This window comes from Paraburkholderia piptadeniae (genome assembly GCF_900007165.1).
Lineage (GTDB): Bacteria > Pseudomonadota > Gammaproteobacteria > Burkholderiales > Burkholderiaceae > Paraburkholderia > Paraburkholderia piptadeniae.
Genome location: NZ_CYGY02000067.1, coordinates 40,244 through 55,494, shown reverse-complemented (window position 1 = coordinate 55,494; position 15,251 = coordinate 40,244). Strand labels below are relative to the sequence as shown.

14 protein-coding genes are annotated in these 15,251 nt (G+C 64.6%); 2 read left to right on the top strand and 12 right to left on the bottom strand.

Annotated elements, in window-relative coordinates; translation table 11 throughout:
- The first annotated feature begins 56 nt into the window (after window positions 1–56).
- Window positions 57–1,586 (top strand): CYTH and CHAD domain-containing protein, encoded by a 1,530-nt coding sequence (locus BN2476_RS32045; protein ID WP_087738310.1) that lies wholly within the window; start codon window positions 57–59, stop codon window positions 1,584–1,586.
- Between the two features lie 75 nt (window positions 1,587–1,661).
- Here BN2476_RS32045 and BN2476_RS46705 read toward each other — a convergent pair whose 3' ends face one another.
- Window positions 1,662–2,330 (bottom strand): hypothetical protein, encoded by a 669-nt coding sequence (locus BN2476_RS46705; RefSeq protein ID WP_160111795.1) that lies wholly within the window; start codon window positions 2,328–2,330, stop codon window positions 1,662–1,664.
- Between the two features lie 115 nt (window positions 2,331–2,445).
- Between BN2476_RS46705 and BN2476_RS32030 the strand changes: the two genes are divergently transcribed.
- The gene (locus BN2476_RS32030) at window positions 2,446–3,477 is read left to right on the top strand and encodes an XdhC family protein (protein ID WP_087738209.1); all 1,032 of its coding nucleotides are present in this window, start codon (window positions 2,446–2,448) and stop codon (window positions 3,475–3,477) included.
- A gap of 27 nt (window positions 3,478–3,504) precedes the next feature.
- On the opposite strand, the gene BN2476_RS32025 is transcribed toward BN2476_RS32030, so the two are convergent.
- The 11 genes from BN2476_RS32025 to BN2476_RS31975 all read right to left on the bottom strand — a co-directional run bounded on the left by BN2476_RS32025 (window position 3,505) and on the right by BN2476_RS31975 (window position 15,155).
- Window positions 3,505–4,437, bottom strand: a complete 933-nt coding sequence (locus BN2476_RS32025; RefSeq protein ID WP_087738208.1) for a LysR family transcriptional regulator — start codon at window positions 4,435–4,437, stop codon at window positions 3,505–3,507.
- 172 nt (window positions 4,438–4,609) lie between these two features.
- Entirely contained in the window at window positions 4,610–6,175 is a 1,566-nt protein-coding gene (locus BN2476_RS32020; protein ID WP_087738207.1) for a UbiD family decarboxylase, read from the bottom strand.
- Window positions 6,176–6,218: 43 nt separating this feature from the next.
- Window positions 6,219–6,944 carry an enoyl-CoA hydratase/isomerase family protein gene (locus tag BN2476_RS32015; protein WP_087738206.1) on the bottom strand — a complete coding sequence of 242 codons (726 nt, stop codon included), beginning with the start codon at window positions 6,942–6,944 and terminating at the stop codon, window positions 6,219–6,221.
- A complete protein-coding gene (locus BN2476_RS32010) occupies window positions 6,934–9,285 on the bottom strand; it encodes a xanthine dehydrogenase family protein molybdopterin-binding subunit (RefSeq protein WP_087738205.1) in 2,352 nt (783 codons plus the stop codon). Before BN2476_RS32010 ends, BN2476_RS32015 begins: the two co-directional genes overlap by 11 nt.
- Entirely contained in the window at window positions 9,282–9,803 is a 522-nt protein-coding gene (locus BN2476_RS32005; RefSeq protein ID WP_087738204.1) for a (2Fe-2S)-binding protein, read from the bottom strand. Before BN2476_RS32005 ends, BN2476_RS32010 begins: the two co-directional genes overlap by 4 nt.
- 73 nt (window positions 9,804–9,876) lie before the next feature.
- Window positions 9,877–10,338, bottom strand: a complete 462-nt coding sequence (locus BN2476_RS32000; RefSeq protein WP_087738203.1) for an SRPBCC family protein — start codon at window positions 10,336–10,338, stop codon at window positions 9,877–9,879.
- Between the two features lie 26 nt (window positions 10,339–10,364).
- Window positions 10,365–11,177 carry an FAD binding domain-containing protein gene (locus tag BN2476_RS31995; RefSeq protein WP_087738202.1) on the bottom strand — a complete coding sequence of 271 codons (813 nt, stop codon included), beginning with the start codon at window positions 11,175–11,177 and terminating at the stop codon, window positions 10,365–10,367.
- A 75-nt stretch (window positions 11,178–11,252) separates the two neighbouring features.
- Entirely contained in the window at window positions 11,253–12,020 is a 768-nt protein-coding gene (locus BN2476_RS31990) for an alpha/beta fold hydrolase (RefSeq protein WP_087738201.1), read from the bottom strand.
- A 3-nt stretch (window positions 12,021–12,023) separates the two neighbouring features.
- Window positions 12,024–13,370 (bottom strand): fumarylacetoacetase, encoded by a 1,347-nt coding sequence (gene fahA, locus BN2476_RS31985; protein WP_087738200.1) that lies wholly within the window; start codon window positions 13,368–13,370, stop codon window positions 12,024–12,026.
- Complete coding sequence (locus BN2476_RS31980; RefSeq protein ID WP_438942918.1) at window positions 13,367–13,909, bottom strand: VOC family protein; 543 nt, start codon at window positions 13,907–13,909, stop codon at window positions 13,367–13,369. The genes fahA and BN2476_RS31980 overlap by 4 nt, the downstream gene beginning before the upstream one ends.
- A 58-nt stretch (window positions 13,910–13,967) precedes the next feature.
- Window positions 13,968–15,155 carry an FAD-dependent monooxygenase gene (locus BN2476_RS31975; RefSeq protein ID WP_087738199.1) on the bottom strand — a complete coding sequence of 396 codons (1,188 nt, stop codon included), beginning with the start codon at window positions 15,153–15,155 and terminating at the stop codon, window positions 13,968–13,970.
- Between the last annotated feature and the right edge of the window lie 96 nt (window positions 15,156–15,251).

Here is a 15,251-nt window from a genome sequence, read left to right as displayed (position 1 = left end):
CGCAATCCGGCGGATTCGGTGTAGCCTGATAGTCCCGGGCGCAAATGGGAGCCGGTATGGAACAGGAGCTAAAGCTGCGGGTCCGCATCGAAGATCTCGACACATTGCGTCACGCGCCTTTGTTGGCGCGATCGAAAAGCGCGGCCGAGACTTCCCGGCTGCTGACGAGCACCTATTTCGACACGCCCGGGCTTGCCTTCCACGGATGCGGGGCTTCGCTGCGCGTGCGTGCCGTCGGCGACGAGAGACTCCAGACATTGAAGCTCGAAGGATCGGTGCAGGCGGGCCTCTTCGAAAGAGACGAGTTCGAGATGCCCGTCGATGGCGATACGCCCGACCTGAAGCTGCTGCATGACCCGATACCCGAAGAAAGCGACTGCGGAAAGCTGATCCGCGACGCGTCCACCGCGGCTCAGTTAAAGCCCGTATTTGTCACGCGTATCGATCGATCGGTTTTCTCGCTGCGCTTGCCGTCCGGGGACGAAATCGAGGTTGCACTCGACGAAGGCACGGTCGAAGCCGATTCGGGCTCGGTGCCGCTCGTGGCGCTGGAGCTTGAGTTGAAACAGGGGCAGCCGGAGAGCCTGTACGGCGTCGCGCTGGAATTGCTCGACACCGTGCCGTTGCGCATCGACCGCTTCAGCAAGGCCGACCTCGGCTACGCGCTGCTCATTGCGGAGCACCGCGCGGCCGTCAAGGCGCAACCCGTGCATCTGCACAAAAGCGGTTCGGTCGAAGAAGCGTTCTGCAACATCGTGCGCAACTGTCTCGCTCAGGTTCATGCGAACGAGCGCGGCGTCGTGTCCGGCCACGATCCGTCGAGCGTTCACCAGATGCGCGTGGGGCTTCGTCGTTTGCGCTCGGCGTTCGATCTGTTTGCGGCAGCCATTCCCGCCTATGCCGGTCTCGACGACGAGTTGCGCTGGATCGCATCGGAGCTGGGCGCCGCGCGCGACTGGGAAGTGCTCGCGGGATCGACGCTCGAACATTCAGGCGCGAGCGGCAATCCCGAAGAGCTGCTGCCCGTGCGCGACGCATGCATGAAGATCGCCACCAACAACCGGCAGCGCGCGGCCGAGGCCGTCGAGTCGGTTCGCTACACGCGGCTCGCTCTGCAACTCGCGCTATGGTTGGGCCGGAAGGGATGGCGAGGCGAAATGTCCGACGAGCAGCGTGAAGCGATCAGCCAGCCCGCGAGGCTATTCGCCGTCGATGTGCTGCGTCGCCGGCACAGGAAGCTGATCAGGCGCGGCAAGGGGCTCGCCGATATCGACGATCGCCTTCGTCACCGCGCACGCATCGCAGCGAAGAAAGTCCGATATGCGACCGAGTTCTTCGCGTCGCTTTGTCCCAGGCGCGTCGTGCAACACTACGTCGGCGCACTGGCGGAGCTACAGGACGATCTCGGCTGGCGCAACGATGCCGTCGTCGCCGATCAGCTTCTGAAGTCGCTGCCGCGAACGTCGCCCGAGACGGCTGCGGGCGCGGCCTTTGCACGGGGCTTTCTCGCGTCACGCGTCGCCGCCGATCATCGGACATTGAAGAAGCTCTGGAAACGCTTCAGACGTCTCTCGCCGCCGCACTAACCCGAGCACATCGTTATTACATGTGCGGCGGTCAGGTGCGCGAAACGCGGCGCGCCTGACGGGATGCTTTCCACCTCAGGTGGCGGCTTCCGGCCGAAACGCGTGATGCGGGATGTCGTGCGCAACGATCGGCTCGCGTGTGACAGTGCTTTCGCTTTGGCGATCCGTCGATGGGGAAGATGCTTCTGGCTCCGACGCGGCGAGCGGGTCCAGAATGCTCGATGCGTGATGCAGGCAGACCCACTCCAAATGGTCAGGCGTTTGCGGATCGAATTCGCACATCCAGTTTGTCCCGCAGACGCAGCACCGGTAGTGCTGCACGAGCACGGGCTTGCGACCGAGCGGACGCAGCTTTTTCGGCTTGTGCAATGCCCGCAACCCGTCGTGTGGCACGGTTGCATCGCTGCAGTGCATCCGGTCGCAGGCTTCGCAGGACATTTCAGTCGGGCTCAGCGAAAGAGAACTAACTATAGCAGCGTAAACAGCCGTGTGCGCAACCAGTACGAGCCGATAAATACTGTATAAGCAGTGCATAAATACCGGATCGACGGCACGGTACTCCGCGACATGCAACCCGCGCATTGGAGCTACCCCTCCTTTCCCACGGCGAACCTTCAGGCCCTCGACGCGGAGAGCGAATTGCAGAAGCAGCGGATCGAATCGCTGGCGTTCACGAGAGACAGCGTCGAAGTCCACTATCAAGCCGAAAAGATAAGACACGGGACAACGAATACCCGTCGCCATCACTCGACTCACTCTTCAGCAATTTCGATCGCTTGATCGATATTCACCGATTCACGCTGCCGATTCCGGCAATTAGACTGTCTGCGGGATGAGTTGCAGTAATCGGATATCGAAAGTGGACAGTGTCAATCTCGAAGTGTTGAAGTCCAGTGCGCGCTGGCTCGACCGGGGACATCGCGCGCTTCTCGTGACGGTGGTGAAGACGTGGGGCTCGTCGCCGCGACCCGAGGGCGCGATGCTCGTGGTGCGCGACGATGGCGCGGCGGTCGGCTCGGTATCGGGCGGCTGTATCGAAGACGATCTGATCGATCGCGTGCGTCAGCGCGGCATCGAGCAGACAAAACCCGAGGCGGTGAAATACGGCATCACTGCTGAAGAAGCGCATCGTTTCGGTTTGCCGTGCGGCGGCACGATTCAACTCGTGCTGGAACCGCTGACGAAAGCGAGCGGTATCGCCGAACTATGCGAAGCCGTCGAAGCGGGCCGCCTCGTTGCGCGCACGCTCGATATGGAAACGGGCGTCGCGAGCCTCACGCCCGCGCAGGCCACCGATGGCGTCGACTTCGACGAAAAGCGTCTGCTGACGATACACGGCCCGCGTTACCGGATGCTCGTGATCGGCGCGGGGCAACTGTCGCGCTATCTGTGCAATATCGCGGTGGGGCTCGACTATCAGGTGACGGTGTGCGATCCGCGCGAAGAATATACGGATGAATGGGACGTGCCGGGCACGAAGGTGGTCCGCGCGATGCCCGACGACACGGTGCTCGACATGAAGCTCGACGAGCGCTGCGCGGTGATTGCACTCACGCACGATCCGAAGCTCGACGATCTCGCGTTGATGGAGGCACTGAAAACACCCGCGTTTTACATCGGCGCTTTGGGCTCGCGGCGCAATAACGCGGCGCGGCGTGAACGGCTGAAAGAGTTCGATCTCACTGAAACCGAACTCGCGCGGCTGCATGGGCCTGTCGGGATTTATATCGGCAGCAGGACGCCGCCTGAAATCGCCGTGTCGATTCTTGCCGAAGTGACGGCCGTGAAGAACAGAGTCGTCATGCCGCCGTCGTTGCAGGTCGGCGCTGCAAAGACAGCGCACGGCATGGTGTCGTCTTTCGTCGATTCCGAACTCGCATGCTTCGCGTAGCACAGGCACCTGCAACGCCCACGACGATTACTTCACATTGGCCGCCGTATCGAAGGGACTCAACTGCGCGGCCTCGGCGAACATTTGCGTGAACTGGTCGAGTGCGGCGAGCGTATCGCGGCCGCTGCGCGTGATCCTGTAAAACGAAAACTCCACCTCGGGGCGAATCACGTCGATCCGCACCTGATAGTGGCGGCAGATGTGCTCGCAGAACGACGGCATGATCGCGACGCCGAGCCCTTCATGCGCCATCGCAATCGCCGTCTGCAAATGCCCGACGACTGTGCGCCTTCCCGTCGTCACTTCTTCCTTCGACAGCGACGCCTCGATCAATCGCTGCAACGGGTTGTCCTTTGGCAGCGTGATCATCGGCAGCCCTTCGAGCGCGCGCCACTGCACGCCGTCGCGCAGCACCTTGCCGATGCCGTGCGTGCCATCCATCGTCGACGACACGACGACGAGCCGCGTCGGAAAGATCGGCACGCGATCGATACCGGAAAGCTGCGAGAAGAAAACGCCGAACGCCGCATCCAGATCGCCTTCTTCGACCATCTTCAGCAACTCGCTCGGCGGACGATCGACCAGTTCGATCTGCGCTTGCGGACTGGTCTCGGCAAAGCGCGCGAGCACTTGCGGCATCAGGCTCGCGGCGATCATCGGGGTGCAGCCCAGCAGCAGCGAGGCCTTCTTTTGCCGGCCCAGCTCGTTCAGCTCGATCACGGATTTCTCGAGCGTCTCGACGATCTTCATCGCCGTCGGATAGAACAGGCGGCCCGCTTCTGTCAGCGCGACGGTGCGTGTCGTGCGCTCGAACAGACGGCAATTGAGCTGTGTCTCGAGCTCGCGAATGATCGCGCTCAGCGCCGCCTGACTCAGATGCATGCTCTGCGCCGTCTTCGTAAAGCTCGATGCGTTCGCGACGCCAAGAAAGACTTTGAGTTGTTTGAGGGACAGGTTCATCGACGGCGATCCTCGAAGGCGGGGCAGGGTAGGGCTGCCCGGATTCTATCGCCGTGCAGGCGTGTCCGCGACCGGGACAAGCCCGATCGCGGATACCATGCCGCCATACGCGGCGGCCGCGCATGCCGCGCAAACGTTGCGCCAGCGCGTGAGGTGATGCCGAAAGTGCGCTTTAAGCGAATGCGTAGCGGCCTTCGCTGTCGCGGACGATCGCGCGCCTCGCGCCCGTATCTTCGAGCCAGCGCACGATCTCTCGGCCGTCGCGCGTGCCTGTCGCCGACATCAGGTCGGTGAAGCGCTTCGGACCGTGCTCCAATGCGGCTTCGAGCGAGTCGAAACGCGCGCCCGTGAGCGCGGGCGGCGTCGGCACGCGATGTTCGAGATCGCGCTCTTCGCCCGGACGCAGCAGCGGCAGCGTCAGATCGAAGCCGACCTTTGCCGTCACCGTTGCGCCGCCCAGCGACGGATCGAGCGGCATCGCGCGCATGCCGGTGTGCATCACGAGATCGCGGTCGGCCTGGAAGCGCGTGGCGAGTGCCCAGTCCATCTGCTCGTCGGAGAAGATGTCGATATCGGGGTCGACGACGAATACATGCTTGACGTTCGCGAGCGACGCGAACACGGCCGCGATCGCATTGCGCGCCTCGCCCGGCACGCGTTGTTGCATCGCGACGCGCACGTTGAACATGCCGCCCGTCGCGGGGCTCGCATAGACACCCCTGATTTCGCGCACGGCGGTTTCGAGCGCGCGCCAGACGGTTACTTCCGTGCGCAACGCGGCCAGTTGCGCGGTATCGGTGCGCGCCATCGTGCGGCCGCCGATCGTGCACGTCTGAAACACCGCGTCCTTGCGATGCGTGATGGCCGTCAGATGAAACACCGGGTTCGTCTTGATGCCGCCGTAATAGCCGAGGAATTCGCCGTAAGGCCCTTCCGGTTCTGCGTGGCCGCGTTCGTCGAGATAGCCTTCGAGGATGAATTCGGCGTCGGCGGGCACGAGCAGATCGTTGGTCACGCATTTGACGACGCCCATCGAAGCACCGCGCAGCGCCGCGACGAGTTCGAGCTCGTCGGCGGGAATGCGCATCGTCGCGCCGACGTGATCGATGGGATGCGTGCCGACGGCGAACGCGATCGGCAGCCGCTCGCCGCGCTTCGCATGCGCAATCGCGATCGCGCGCAGATCGGAGGGCGCGACGAGATCGATGCCCGCCGTGCGACGGCCACGCAACATCAGACGGCGAATGCCCACATTGGTCCAGCCGGTGTCGGGATCGACGGCGAAGTCGATCGACGCGGAGATGTATGGCGCGCCGTCCAGATCGTGCTGCAGATGCACGGGCAGCGCGGTGAAATCGCAGTCGTCGCCCGTCAGCACGACCTGTTGCACAGGCGCTTCTTCGCGGCGCACTTCGACGAGCTTGCCCTTCGTGCGCAGACGTTCGCGCACGACTTCGAGCAGTTGTCCCGGCGTCGTGTCGAACGCTTTGGCAAGGCGCGAACGGCTAGCCGCGACGCTGCCCGCGAGCGATATCGTGCCGCCCGACGGCTGCCGGAACCACACCGCGCGCGGATTGCCTTCCATGATGCCGGCGACGTTGGCGAGATCGACGGGCTCATCGCGCCGTTCGAGTTCCGTTTCGTCGAGCGAAGCGAGGAAGCGGCGCAGCCGGAAGCGTTCGAGGTCAGGCAGTTCCGCGCCTTGCGCGGTCGAAGGGATGGCGGTCTTGGGTCTCAATGTAGTGGTCCTTATGCTGAGGGCGGCACGCTGTGCGCAGTCGTTAGAAACGTGCCGACAGCGCGGTGGCGGCAAGATGCGCGGCTAAGCCGCTCGCGCCAGTTGCGGGCATCTCGGGCGCGAGATGCAGGAACTGCTTGACCGCGCGCAGCGTGACGGCGCTGCAACCGAGCAGCGTTTCGGTGAGCGCATCGGCTTCGTCGTCGAGCGACGCGGCGGGCACGACGCGGCTCACGAGCCCCGCGACGTGCGCTTCTTGCGCGGACAGCCGCACGCGGCTCAGCACCATGTGCGCAACCGTCTTTACGGGAACGCGTCCGATCAGCGCGGACATCACGAGCGTCGGCGGAATGTCGCGTTCCATTTCGGGGATCTGGAAGATCGCGTCGTCGGCGGCGAGCGCGACATCGCACACGCCCGCGAGCGCGCAGCCCACACCGATCGCTTCGCCGCGCACCACGGAAAGCACAGGCACGCGCACGGCCTTCAATGCGTCGTAGAGCGCGAGCGGCGGCGCGGCGACCACGCGCCGCAGCGTTTCCGCCGACGGCTTCGCGCCCGCGGGCGGCATCGGCGACTGGCGTCCCTTGCAGAAGTCCTTGCCGCTGCTGAGGATGCGCACGAGCTTCGTGTCGTCGTCGAGCGTGCTGACGGCGGCGATGATCGCATCGCTCATCGGCTGGTCGATCAGGTTGCCGTTCTCGGGCCGGTCGAGCACGACTTCGAGCAGCGCGCCCTTGCGGCGGATAGCGACGGATTCAGTTGACATGTGCGCCTCCTTGCGCGCGATGAATGTATTCCCAGACGACCTTCGGCGTGGCAGGCATTGCGAGTTCATCGTTGCCGTAGGCCTTGAGCGCGTCGGCCAGCGCGTTGAAGATCGTGGCCGTCGCGGGCGTGATGCCGCTCTCGCCGCCGCCTTTCACGCGCAGCGGATTGCCGTGCGTCGGGTCTTCTGTCAGCTCGACATTGAGCGGCGGGATCACGCCGGCGCGCGGCATGCCGTAGTCCATGTACGAGCCCGTCAGCACCTGCCCCGTGTCGCGGTCCATATAGAAGCCTTCGGACAGCGCCTGGCCGATGCCCTGCGCGAGACCGCCATGCACCTGGCCTTCGACGATCAGCGGATTGATCGGCTGTCCGACATCGTCGACGGATGTGTAGTTCACGAGCTGCACGACGCCCGTATCGGGGTCCACTTCGAGTTCGCAAATCGCGGCGCCCGTCGGATGCGCGGGCACGCGCGTGTTGACTTCGGCGTGCGCGTAGAGCTTCTTCGTCGACGGGTCGCCGGGCAAGCCGTCCTTCGACACATAGTGCGCGACTTCCGCGAGGCCGATGCGCTGGCCGGAGGAAGGCGTGGTGAACCATGCATCCGCGAACTCGACCTGGGCCGGCTCCACGCCGAAGAGGCCGGCCGCCACCTGCTTGCCGATCGCGATGATCTGCTGCGCGGTATCGACGAGCAGCATGCCGCCCAGACGCATCGTGCGGTCCGAGTGGCTGCCGCCGCCGACGCTCACAAACGCGGTGTCGCCCGTGCGCAGCTTCACGGCTTCCATCGGCACGCCGAGGTGATGCGCGATGACCTGCGCGAACGTGGTCTCGTGGCCCTGGCCCGTCGACTGCGTGCCGGACACGATATCGACGCTGCCATCCGCGCGCACCGTCAGTTCGATCCGCTCGCGCGGCGCGCCGACGGGCGACTCGATATAGTTCGCAAGCCCGATGCCGCGCAGCCGTCCGTTCGCGAGCGATTGCGCGCGGCGTTGCTCGAAGCTGTCCCACTGCGCGAGCGTCAGCGCGCGCGCCATGTTGCGCGCGAAGTCGCCGCTGTCGTACGTGAGACCCATCGGGCTGCGGTACGGCAGCTTGTCGTGCGGCACGAGATTGCGGCGGCGGATTTCCGCGCGGTCGATGCCCAGTTCGCCTGCGGCGAGATCGAGCATCCGTTCGATCACATGCGTCGCTTCGGGCCGGCCCGCGCCGCGATAAGGCGCCGTCGGCACCGTGTTGGTCAGGACCGCGCTCACGTGCACGGCGGCCGCGGGCACGTCGTAGACGGACGTCATGATGCGCGTGCCGTTCGACATCGGCACATACGAGACCGTGTGCGCGCCGACATTGCCGATCCACTCGTTGTCGATCGCGAGAATGCGGCCGTCGTTCGAAAAGCCGATTGCAGAGCGGATGATCGCGTCGCGCCCCTGATAGTCGGAGAGGAACGCTTCGCTGCGATCGCTCGTCCACTTCACGGGACGCCCCACGCGGCGCGCGGCCCATACGACGGCCAACTGCTCGACGTAGATGAAAGAACGCGGCCCGAAGCCGCCGCCCGTGTCGGGACACACGGCGCGCATCCGCGCAGGCGGCACCTTCAGCGCGGAGGCGAGGCACAGTTGCTGGCGCACCGCGCCCTGGCTGCCGGAGATGAGCGTATAGACATCGGTGGCCGCGTCATGCATGCCGATCGCGCCGCGCGGCTCCATCTGGCAGTTGACGAGCCGGCTGTGATGAAACTCGCGGCGCACGACATGATCCGCTTGCGCGAGTATCTTGCGCGCCGCTTCGCGGTCGCCGATTTGCGTCTGGAAGCACAGGTTGCCGTGCGCGCTCTCCCACAGTTGCGGCGCATCCGCTTGCATCGCATCGGCGGCATTGACGACGGCGTCGAGCACGTCGTAATCGACTTCGATCAGCTCCGTGGCATTGCGGGCCTGCAACGGCGTTTCGGCGATCACCATCGCAATCGCTTCGCCGACGTAGCGCACGCGGTCGATGGGCAGCGGCACGTGAAGCTGGTTGAAGATCGAACCCGTCAGCGACGTGAGGAAAGCCTTCTTCGTCGCGTCGACGGCATCGACGGGATTCGGCACATGGTCGACGCCCTGAAAGCCGTCGTCGAGATAGTCCTGGCCGACCAGCACGGCGATCACGCCCGGCGCTTCCTTCGCCGCGCCGATGTCGATCGAGCGCAGCGCGGCGTGCGCATGGGGCGAGCGCAGAAACGCCGCGTGCAATTGGCCGTCGACGTGAATGTCGTCGGTGTACTGGCCGTTGCCGGTGACGAAGCGCTCGTCTTCGACGCGAGGTATCGGTTTGCCGATCATGACGCGTGTTCCTCCGTCTTCGCGAACGGCGCATCGGGGTACATCTCGCGCGCGGCGTGGCGAACGGCTTCGATGATGTTCACATAGCCCGTGCAGCGGCAGATGTTGCCCTCCAGCGCGTGACTGATGCTCGCCGTATCGAGCGCAGGCTCCTCGCGCAGATAGAACGCGCTCGCCATGATCATGCCCGGCGTGCAGAAGCCGCACTGCAAGCCGTGGCATTGGACGAACGCGTTCTGCACGGGATGCAGCTTGCCGCTGCATGTCGCGCTGCATTGTTCGCTGAGGCCTTCGATCGTGACCACCTGTCCGCCGCTCGCCTGGGCGGCGAGCACGGTGCAGGACTTGACGGCGTTGCCGTCGAGATGGACCGTGCATGCGCCGCACTGGCTCGTATCGCAACCGACGTGCGTGCCCGTGAGCCGCAAGTGCTCGCGCAGAAATTCGACGAGCAGTGTGTTGTCGGGCACGTCGCGCGTGACGTCCGTGCCGTTCACCTGCAATTGGACTTCAACCATGATTCACCTGTATGTCCCGTTCGTGCGTTCGTGCGTTCGTGCGTTCGTGCGTTCGCGCGTTCGCGCGGCACGTTCATTCCGCGGCGGCTTCGCTGGCGGCGCTCAGCGTTGCGTTGAAGCGCTTGAAGAACTCGGCGGCGAGCTTGTTCGCCACCGACGTCACGAGCCGCGAGCCGATCTGCGCGAGCTTGCCGCCGACCTGTGCTTCGGCGACGTAGGTGAGCAGCGTGCCGTCCTCGGCATCGGCGAGCGTGACGGTGGCCGTCATCTTGCCGAAGCCCGCAATGCCGCCTTCGCCCTGGCCGACGAGCCGGTAGCCGTTCGGCGCGTCGCGGTCGGACAGTTCGAGCGTGCCTTTGAAGCGCGCCTTCACGGGGCCGACGGATGCGACCACGACGGCCTTGTACTGGTCTTCGTTTTCAGCCGTAAAAGCTTCGCAGCCGGGAATGCATTCCTGCAGTACCGCCGCGTCGTTGAGTCCTTGCCATACCTGTTCGCGCGATGCCGCGATGGTTTGCGATCCGGTGAATTCCATCCTGTTCTCCTGATTGAGCGGCGTCGTTACGACGCGAGCAGCGCCTGCAGTGCGCGGCGGGTATAGGTTTCGATCAGATGCGCGCGGTACGATGCCGACGCGTTGTCGTCGTCGGGCAGCGTTGCGCGGTCGATCGAGATCGACGCGAGCGCGGCCTCCGACAGATCCTCCCGCAACGCGGCCTCCGCATCGAGCCAGCGGAACACCGATGCGCCCGCGCCCGTCACTGCGACGCGGATCGCGTCGTCGTACTGCGCGATGAACACGCCCGCGACCGCATAGCCCGTTGCGGGATGCCGGTACTTCGCATAGGCGGCGCGGCGAGGAATGGCGAATTCGATCGCGGTGACGAGCTCGGCCGGTTCAAGCGCGGTCTCGAATGTGTCGATGAAAAACTCGTCGGCGGGAATGCGGCGCTGCGACGACGTGATGACATGCGCGTTCAGCGCAAGCACGGCGCAAGGGTAGTCCGCGGCGGGGTCGTTGTTGGCGACCGAGCCGCCCATCGTGCCGCGATTGCGCACCTGCGGATCGGCGATCAGGCTCGCCAGATGAGCGAGCGCGGGAATCGCTTCGCGCACGACTGGGGATGCGGCCACTTCCGCGTGTTTCATCAGCGCGCCGATGTGCAGCGTTTGCAGCGTGTCGCCCTGCACGTCGATGCCGCGCAGTTCGTCTAGCCGCGTCAGATCGATCAGATGCGACGGCGCCGCGAGGCGCTGCTTGAGCGTCGGAATCAGCGTCATGCCGCCCGACAGCGGCCGCGCTTCGTCATGCTCGCGCAGCCAGTCGACCGCTTCGGCAAGCGACGCTGCGCGCAGATAGGTAGTCTCGTACATGTTGTCTCCTGCAGCATGCGCGTCGTCGTCGCGCGCATGCCTGACATCCGTATTGACGGCTTCGCCGTGTGCCTCTTACGGCTCCGAGAGCCAGTTTTCCAGTGCCGTGGCGAACGCCACGGGCACCTCGAACATCGCGTAGTGTCCCGCGTTGCGCAACGTTTCCAGTGTGGCGTTCGGATACCACGTGAACCACGTGCGCGTCATCAGGTCGGCGGTGATGGTCGGATCGTGTTCGCCGACGAACAGCTTCACGGGCGTCGCATTCCCTTCGACCTGTGCGGCGAAATCGCCCGTCGCCCATTGCGGCAGATACGCGGCAAACGCTTCGCGCCGCGATTCGCGCAGCGAAAGTTGCGCGAGCTGCGTACTCCATCGCGCGGCGAGCCGGCTACCCGTCGAAAAGTGAATGATGCCAGCGCGTTTCGCGACATCGTCGATTGCAGCGGAGAACATCGCGACGCGCGTCTCGTCCATTCGCGAGCCGCACGCGGGCACGGCGGATATGCCCACCATCTTCACGATGCGCGCGGGCGCGGCGACGAGCACGCGCTGCATCGCCATGCCGCCCATCGAATGGCCAACGAGGCTGAAGCGCGGCCAGTCGAGATGATCCGCGAGCGCCAGCACATCGCTCGCCACTTCGTCGAATGTGAACTCGCCGTCGAGATCGCGCGAAAGCCCATAGCCGCGATAGTCGAAGAACACATAGCTGAAGCGTTCGGGATCGAGTGCGGACGTGAGCGCGTCCCAGTCGGCCGAGCTGCCGAACCAGCCGTTCAGCGCAATCACCTTGTGCGGGCCGTCGCCGAACTGCCGGAAGCCGTTGAACGTCGTCGTCATGATTCAATGCTCCTCACGCGATGCGTCGAACGGATACGGCAGCGCGGGGGCGATGCGTCCGCGGCATTCGCCGAAGCCGATCGACACCGCGCCCGGCGCGCTGGCGCGCGCGCTCAACACGATCTCGTCGCCGTCGTGCAGTTCGATGCGCGTCTCGCCGTTCGCAAGCAGCAGCGGCTTCTTGCCCGCCTCGCTGAGTTCCGTCAGGCACGCGCGCGATTCGTCGCTTGGGCCCGAAATCGTGCCGCTGCCAAGCAGATCGCCTGTGCGCAGGTTGCAGCCGTTGCTCGTGTGATGCGCGACCATCTGCGCAAACGTCCAGTACAGATTGTCGAGATGCGTGTGCGTGATCTGCGCGGGCGGCAGCCGGTCGCTGCGCATCGCGGCCGTCGACAGATGCGCGAACAGTTCCAGATGCAGGCCGCCGTTGCGCTGATCGCTTGCGCCATACAGATGCGGCAGGATCGCGGGATCGCTGGCCGCGCGTTGTGGCGCGGCCTTGCGGAACGGCGCGAGCGCCTCTTCGGTGACGATCCACGGCGATACGCTCGAGTGGAAGCTTTTACCGAGGAACGGCCCGAGCACCTGTTCGAACCATTGAATGCTTTTCGCCGACCAGTCGTTGAGCAGGCAATAGCCGAACACGTGCTCGCGCGCGCTGTCGATCGAAATGGCGCGCGTCAGTTCATTGCCTTGGCCGATGACGGCCGCGAGTTCGAGTTCGAAGTCGAGCATCGGCGCGGGACCGAAGCGCACGTTGCCGTTCGCATCGCGATACTGGCCATAGGGACGCCGCACGTCGCCACCGCTCACGCGCAGCGACGACGCGCGGCCATGATAGGCAATAGGCAGCGACTTGAATGCGGCGGGCAGCGGATCGGCGAGACCTTTGTAGCGGCCGTGACGCTCGGTGTGATGCAGAGACGTCAGAAAGTCCGTGTAGTCGCCGATCGTCCAGGGCAGCGTCAACTCGACATTCGTCATGAGCGGCAGCACGGCATCGATCGACGATGCGAGCCGCGAGCGCGCGGGCACATCGTGTTTCAGCAGATTCGACAGCGCGGCGCGCAATGCGCTCACGTGGCGAGCGTCGTGCGCCATCAGCGCATTCAGCGTGCTATCGCAAGCCGATGAGCACGCAAGCGCCGCGTCGCCATCGAGCAATGCGATGTCGTGCAGCGCGCGCAGATCGACGATCCGATCGCCGATTGCCACACCGATGCGGGTTTCGCCATCGCGCACGAATGCGCCGAACGGCAGGTTCTGTATGGGGAAATCCGTGTCGCCGGTATTCGCCGACTCAATCCAGCTTCGCCGCGCCGGATCGTGCGTGACATTCAGTGCACTCATGCGGGGCGTGTCTCCGATACTGCTTTGCTTTTCTGCGCGGTCCATGCATCGAGCGCGGGCCGAGCACGCATTTTATAGCCTTCGAGTTCTTCGACGGGCGCAACGGGCACCGTCAGTTCGACGCGTAATCCGTTGGGATCGAAGAAATAGATCGAGCGCACGAAGTGGTGGTCGGTCACGCCGAGCACCTCGATGCCGTTCTCGATCAGCCGCGCTTTCATCGATTCGAGCTGCCCGAGCGTATCGAGCCGCAGCGCGATGTGATTGACCCACGGCGGCGTATTCGGCGAAGGCAATGCGGCCTCGTCGTCGCCGAGATCGAAGAACGCGATGTTCGATCCGTCGGCCATTTCGAAGAACACGTGCACGTAGGGGCAGTATTCGCCCGTGCTCGGCACGCGGTCGAGACGGATCACATGGACGAGCGGCAGGCCGAGAATGTCTTCGTAGAAGTGGCGCGTTTCTTCGGCATCGCGGCAGCGCCACGCGAAGTGATGCAAGCCGAGCACGGGAGCCGGACGGTTAGGGTCGATGGACACGGAGTCTCCTTGTGATGCTGGTTCTTACGGGCAGTCGTGGAATGCGGCGCTCGCCGCATCAGACTTCGACCGCATCGACGTTGTATTCGAAGAGCCAGTTGTAGCGCTCCTTCACGCGCTCTTCGCTCCATTCGCGATCGACGTAGGCGGCCGCGCCTTCCGCATGCGCCAGCTGCGGATTGTGAAAGCGCGTCGCGTTCGCTGCCGAGCCGCGCACCACGCGCGCGGTGCGATCGAGCCGCAGCGCTTCGTAGCGTTGCAGTGCCTGAGGGATGTCGTCCGCGTATCGTTCGAGGCAGCGCGCGAGCAGATAGCCGTCTTCGATCGCCATGCCCGCGCCTTGCGCGAGGAACGGCAGCGTCGGATGGCAGGCGTCGCCGAGCAGCGTCGCGTGGCCCTGGCTCCAGCGTGCCATCGGTTCGCGCACCATCAGCGCCCACTTGTACGGAATGTCGATGGCCGAGATCAGCGTGCGCACGTCTTCGTGCCAGCCTTCGAAATCGGCGAGGCATTCTTCGAGTGTGCCGCGCTCGGACCACGATTCGACTTGCCAGCCGGACTTCTCGATTGCGCCGACGAAGTTGATCAGACGCGCATCGCGCAGCGGATAGTGAATCACATGCGCGCCCGGACCGACCCAGTTCGCGCCATACGGCGAGCGCAGATGCTCGGGCAGCTTCGCCGCGTCGATCACGCCGCGCCACGCCATTACGCCGGAAAATATGGGCTCGTCGGGACCGAAAAGCGCACGGCGCACGCGCGAATGCACGCCGTCCGCGCCGATCAGCAGATCGCCTTCGCAGGTCTCGCCGCTCACCGCCTGCACGACGACCTTGCCGTTCTCCTGCGAGAAGCTTTCCACCTTGTGATTGAGCCGGATGGCGTCGGGCTTCATCGCGCGCACGACATCGGCGAGCGCCTGGTGCAGATCGGCGCGATGCAGTGTGAAGTACGGATAGCCGTAGGCTTCGCGCGATTGCACGCCGAGGTCGAACAGACGCCAGCTCTGGCCGCTGTTCCAGAGCCGCACGCATTTGCCGAGCGGCTCGCATGCGAGACCTTCGAGCGCATCGCCGACGCCGAGCTGGTACAGCACGCGCGTCGCGTTCGGACTCAGCTGCACGCCCGCGCCGATTTCCTTCAGCGCCTGCGCCTGCTCGAAAACCGTGACATTGAAACCTTTCTTCAACAACGCGGCGGCGGCCGTCAATCCGCCGATACCGGCGCCTGCAATAACTATCTTCATTCGACGATTCGACCTCTTTCGTGATGAGCGCTTTTATCGATATTGGCTATCAATCAATCGATAATTCTTGTCAGTGATAAACCCGGTGAAATCGGG

What these genes read in the sequence shown, in the direction of transcription:
- BN2476_RS32045 (WP_087738310.1), top strand. Translation starts at nt 57, where the DNA reads ATGGAACAGGAGCTAAAGCTGCGGGTCCGCATCGAAGATCTCGACACA.
- BN2476_RS46705 (WP_160111795.1), bottom strand. Translation starts at nt 2,330, where the DNA reads ATGGCGACGGGTATTCGTTGTCCCGTGTCTTATCTTTTCGGCTTGATA.
- BN2476_RS32025 (WP_087738208.1), bottom strand. Translation starts at nt 4,437, where the DNA reads ATGAACCTGTCCCTCAAACAACTCAAAGTCTTTCTTGGCGTCGCGAAC.
- BN2476_RS32015 (WP_087738206.1), bottom strand. Translation starts at nt 6,944, where the DNA reads ATGTCAACTGAATCCGTCGCTATCCGCCGCAAGGGCGCGCTGCTCGAA.
- BN2476_RS32010 (WP_087738205.1), bottom strand. Translation starts at nt 9,285, where the DNA reads ATGATCGGCAAACCGATACCTCGCGTCGAAGACGAGCGCTTCGTCACC.
- BN2476_RS32005 (WP_087738204.1), bottom strand. Translation starts at nt 9,803, where the DNA reads ATGGTTGAAGTCCAATTGCAGGTGAACGGCACGGACGTCACGCGCGAC.
- BN2476_RS32000 (WP_087738203.1), bottom strand. Translation starts at nt 10,338, where the DNA reads ATGGAATTCACCGGATCGCAAACCATCGCGGCATCGCGCGAACAGGTA.
- BN2476_RS31995 (WP_087738202.1), bottom strand. Translation starts at nt 11,177, where the DNA reads ATGTACGAGACTACCTATCTGCGCGCAGCGTCGCTTGCCGAAGCGGTC.
- BN2476_RS31990 (WP_087738201.1), bottom strand. Translation starts at nt 12,020, where the DNA reads ATGACGACGACGTTCAACGGCTTCCGGCAGTTCGGCGACGGCCCGCAC.
- fahA (WP_087738200.1), bottom strand. Translation starts at nt 13,370, where the DNA reads ATGAGTGCACTGAATGTCACGCACGATCCGGCGCGGCGAAGCTGGATT.
- BN2476_RS31975 (WP_087738199.1), bottom strand. Translation starts at nt 15,155, where the DNA reads ATGAAGATAGTTATTGCAGGCGCCGGTATCGGCGGATTGACGGCCGCC.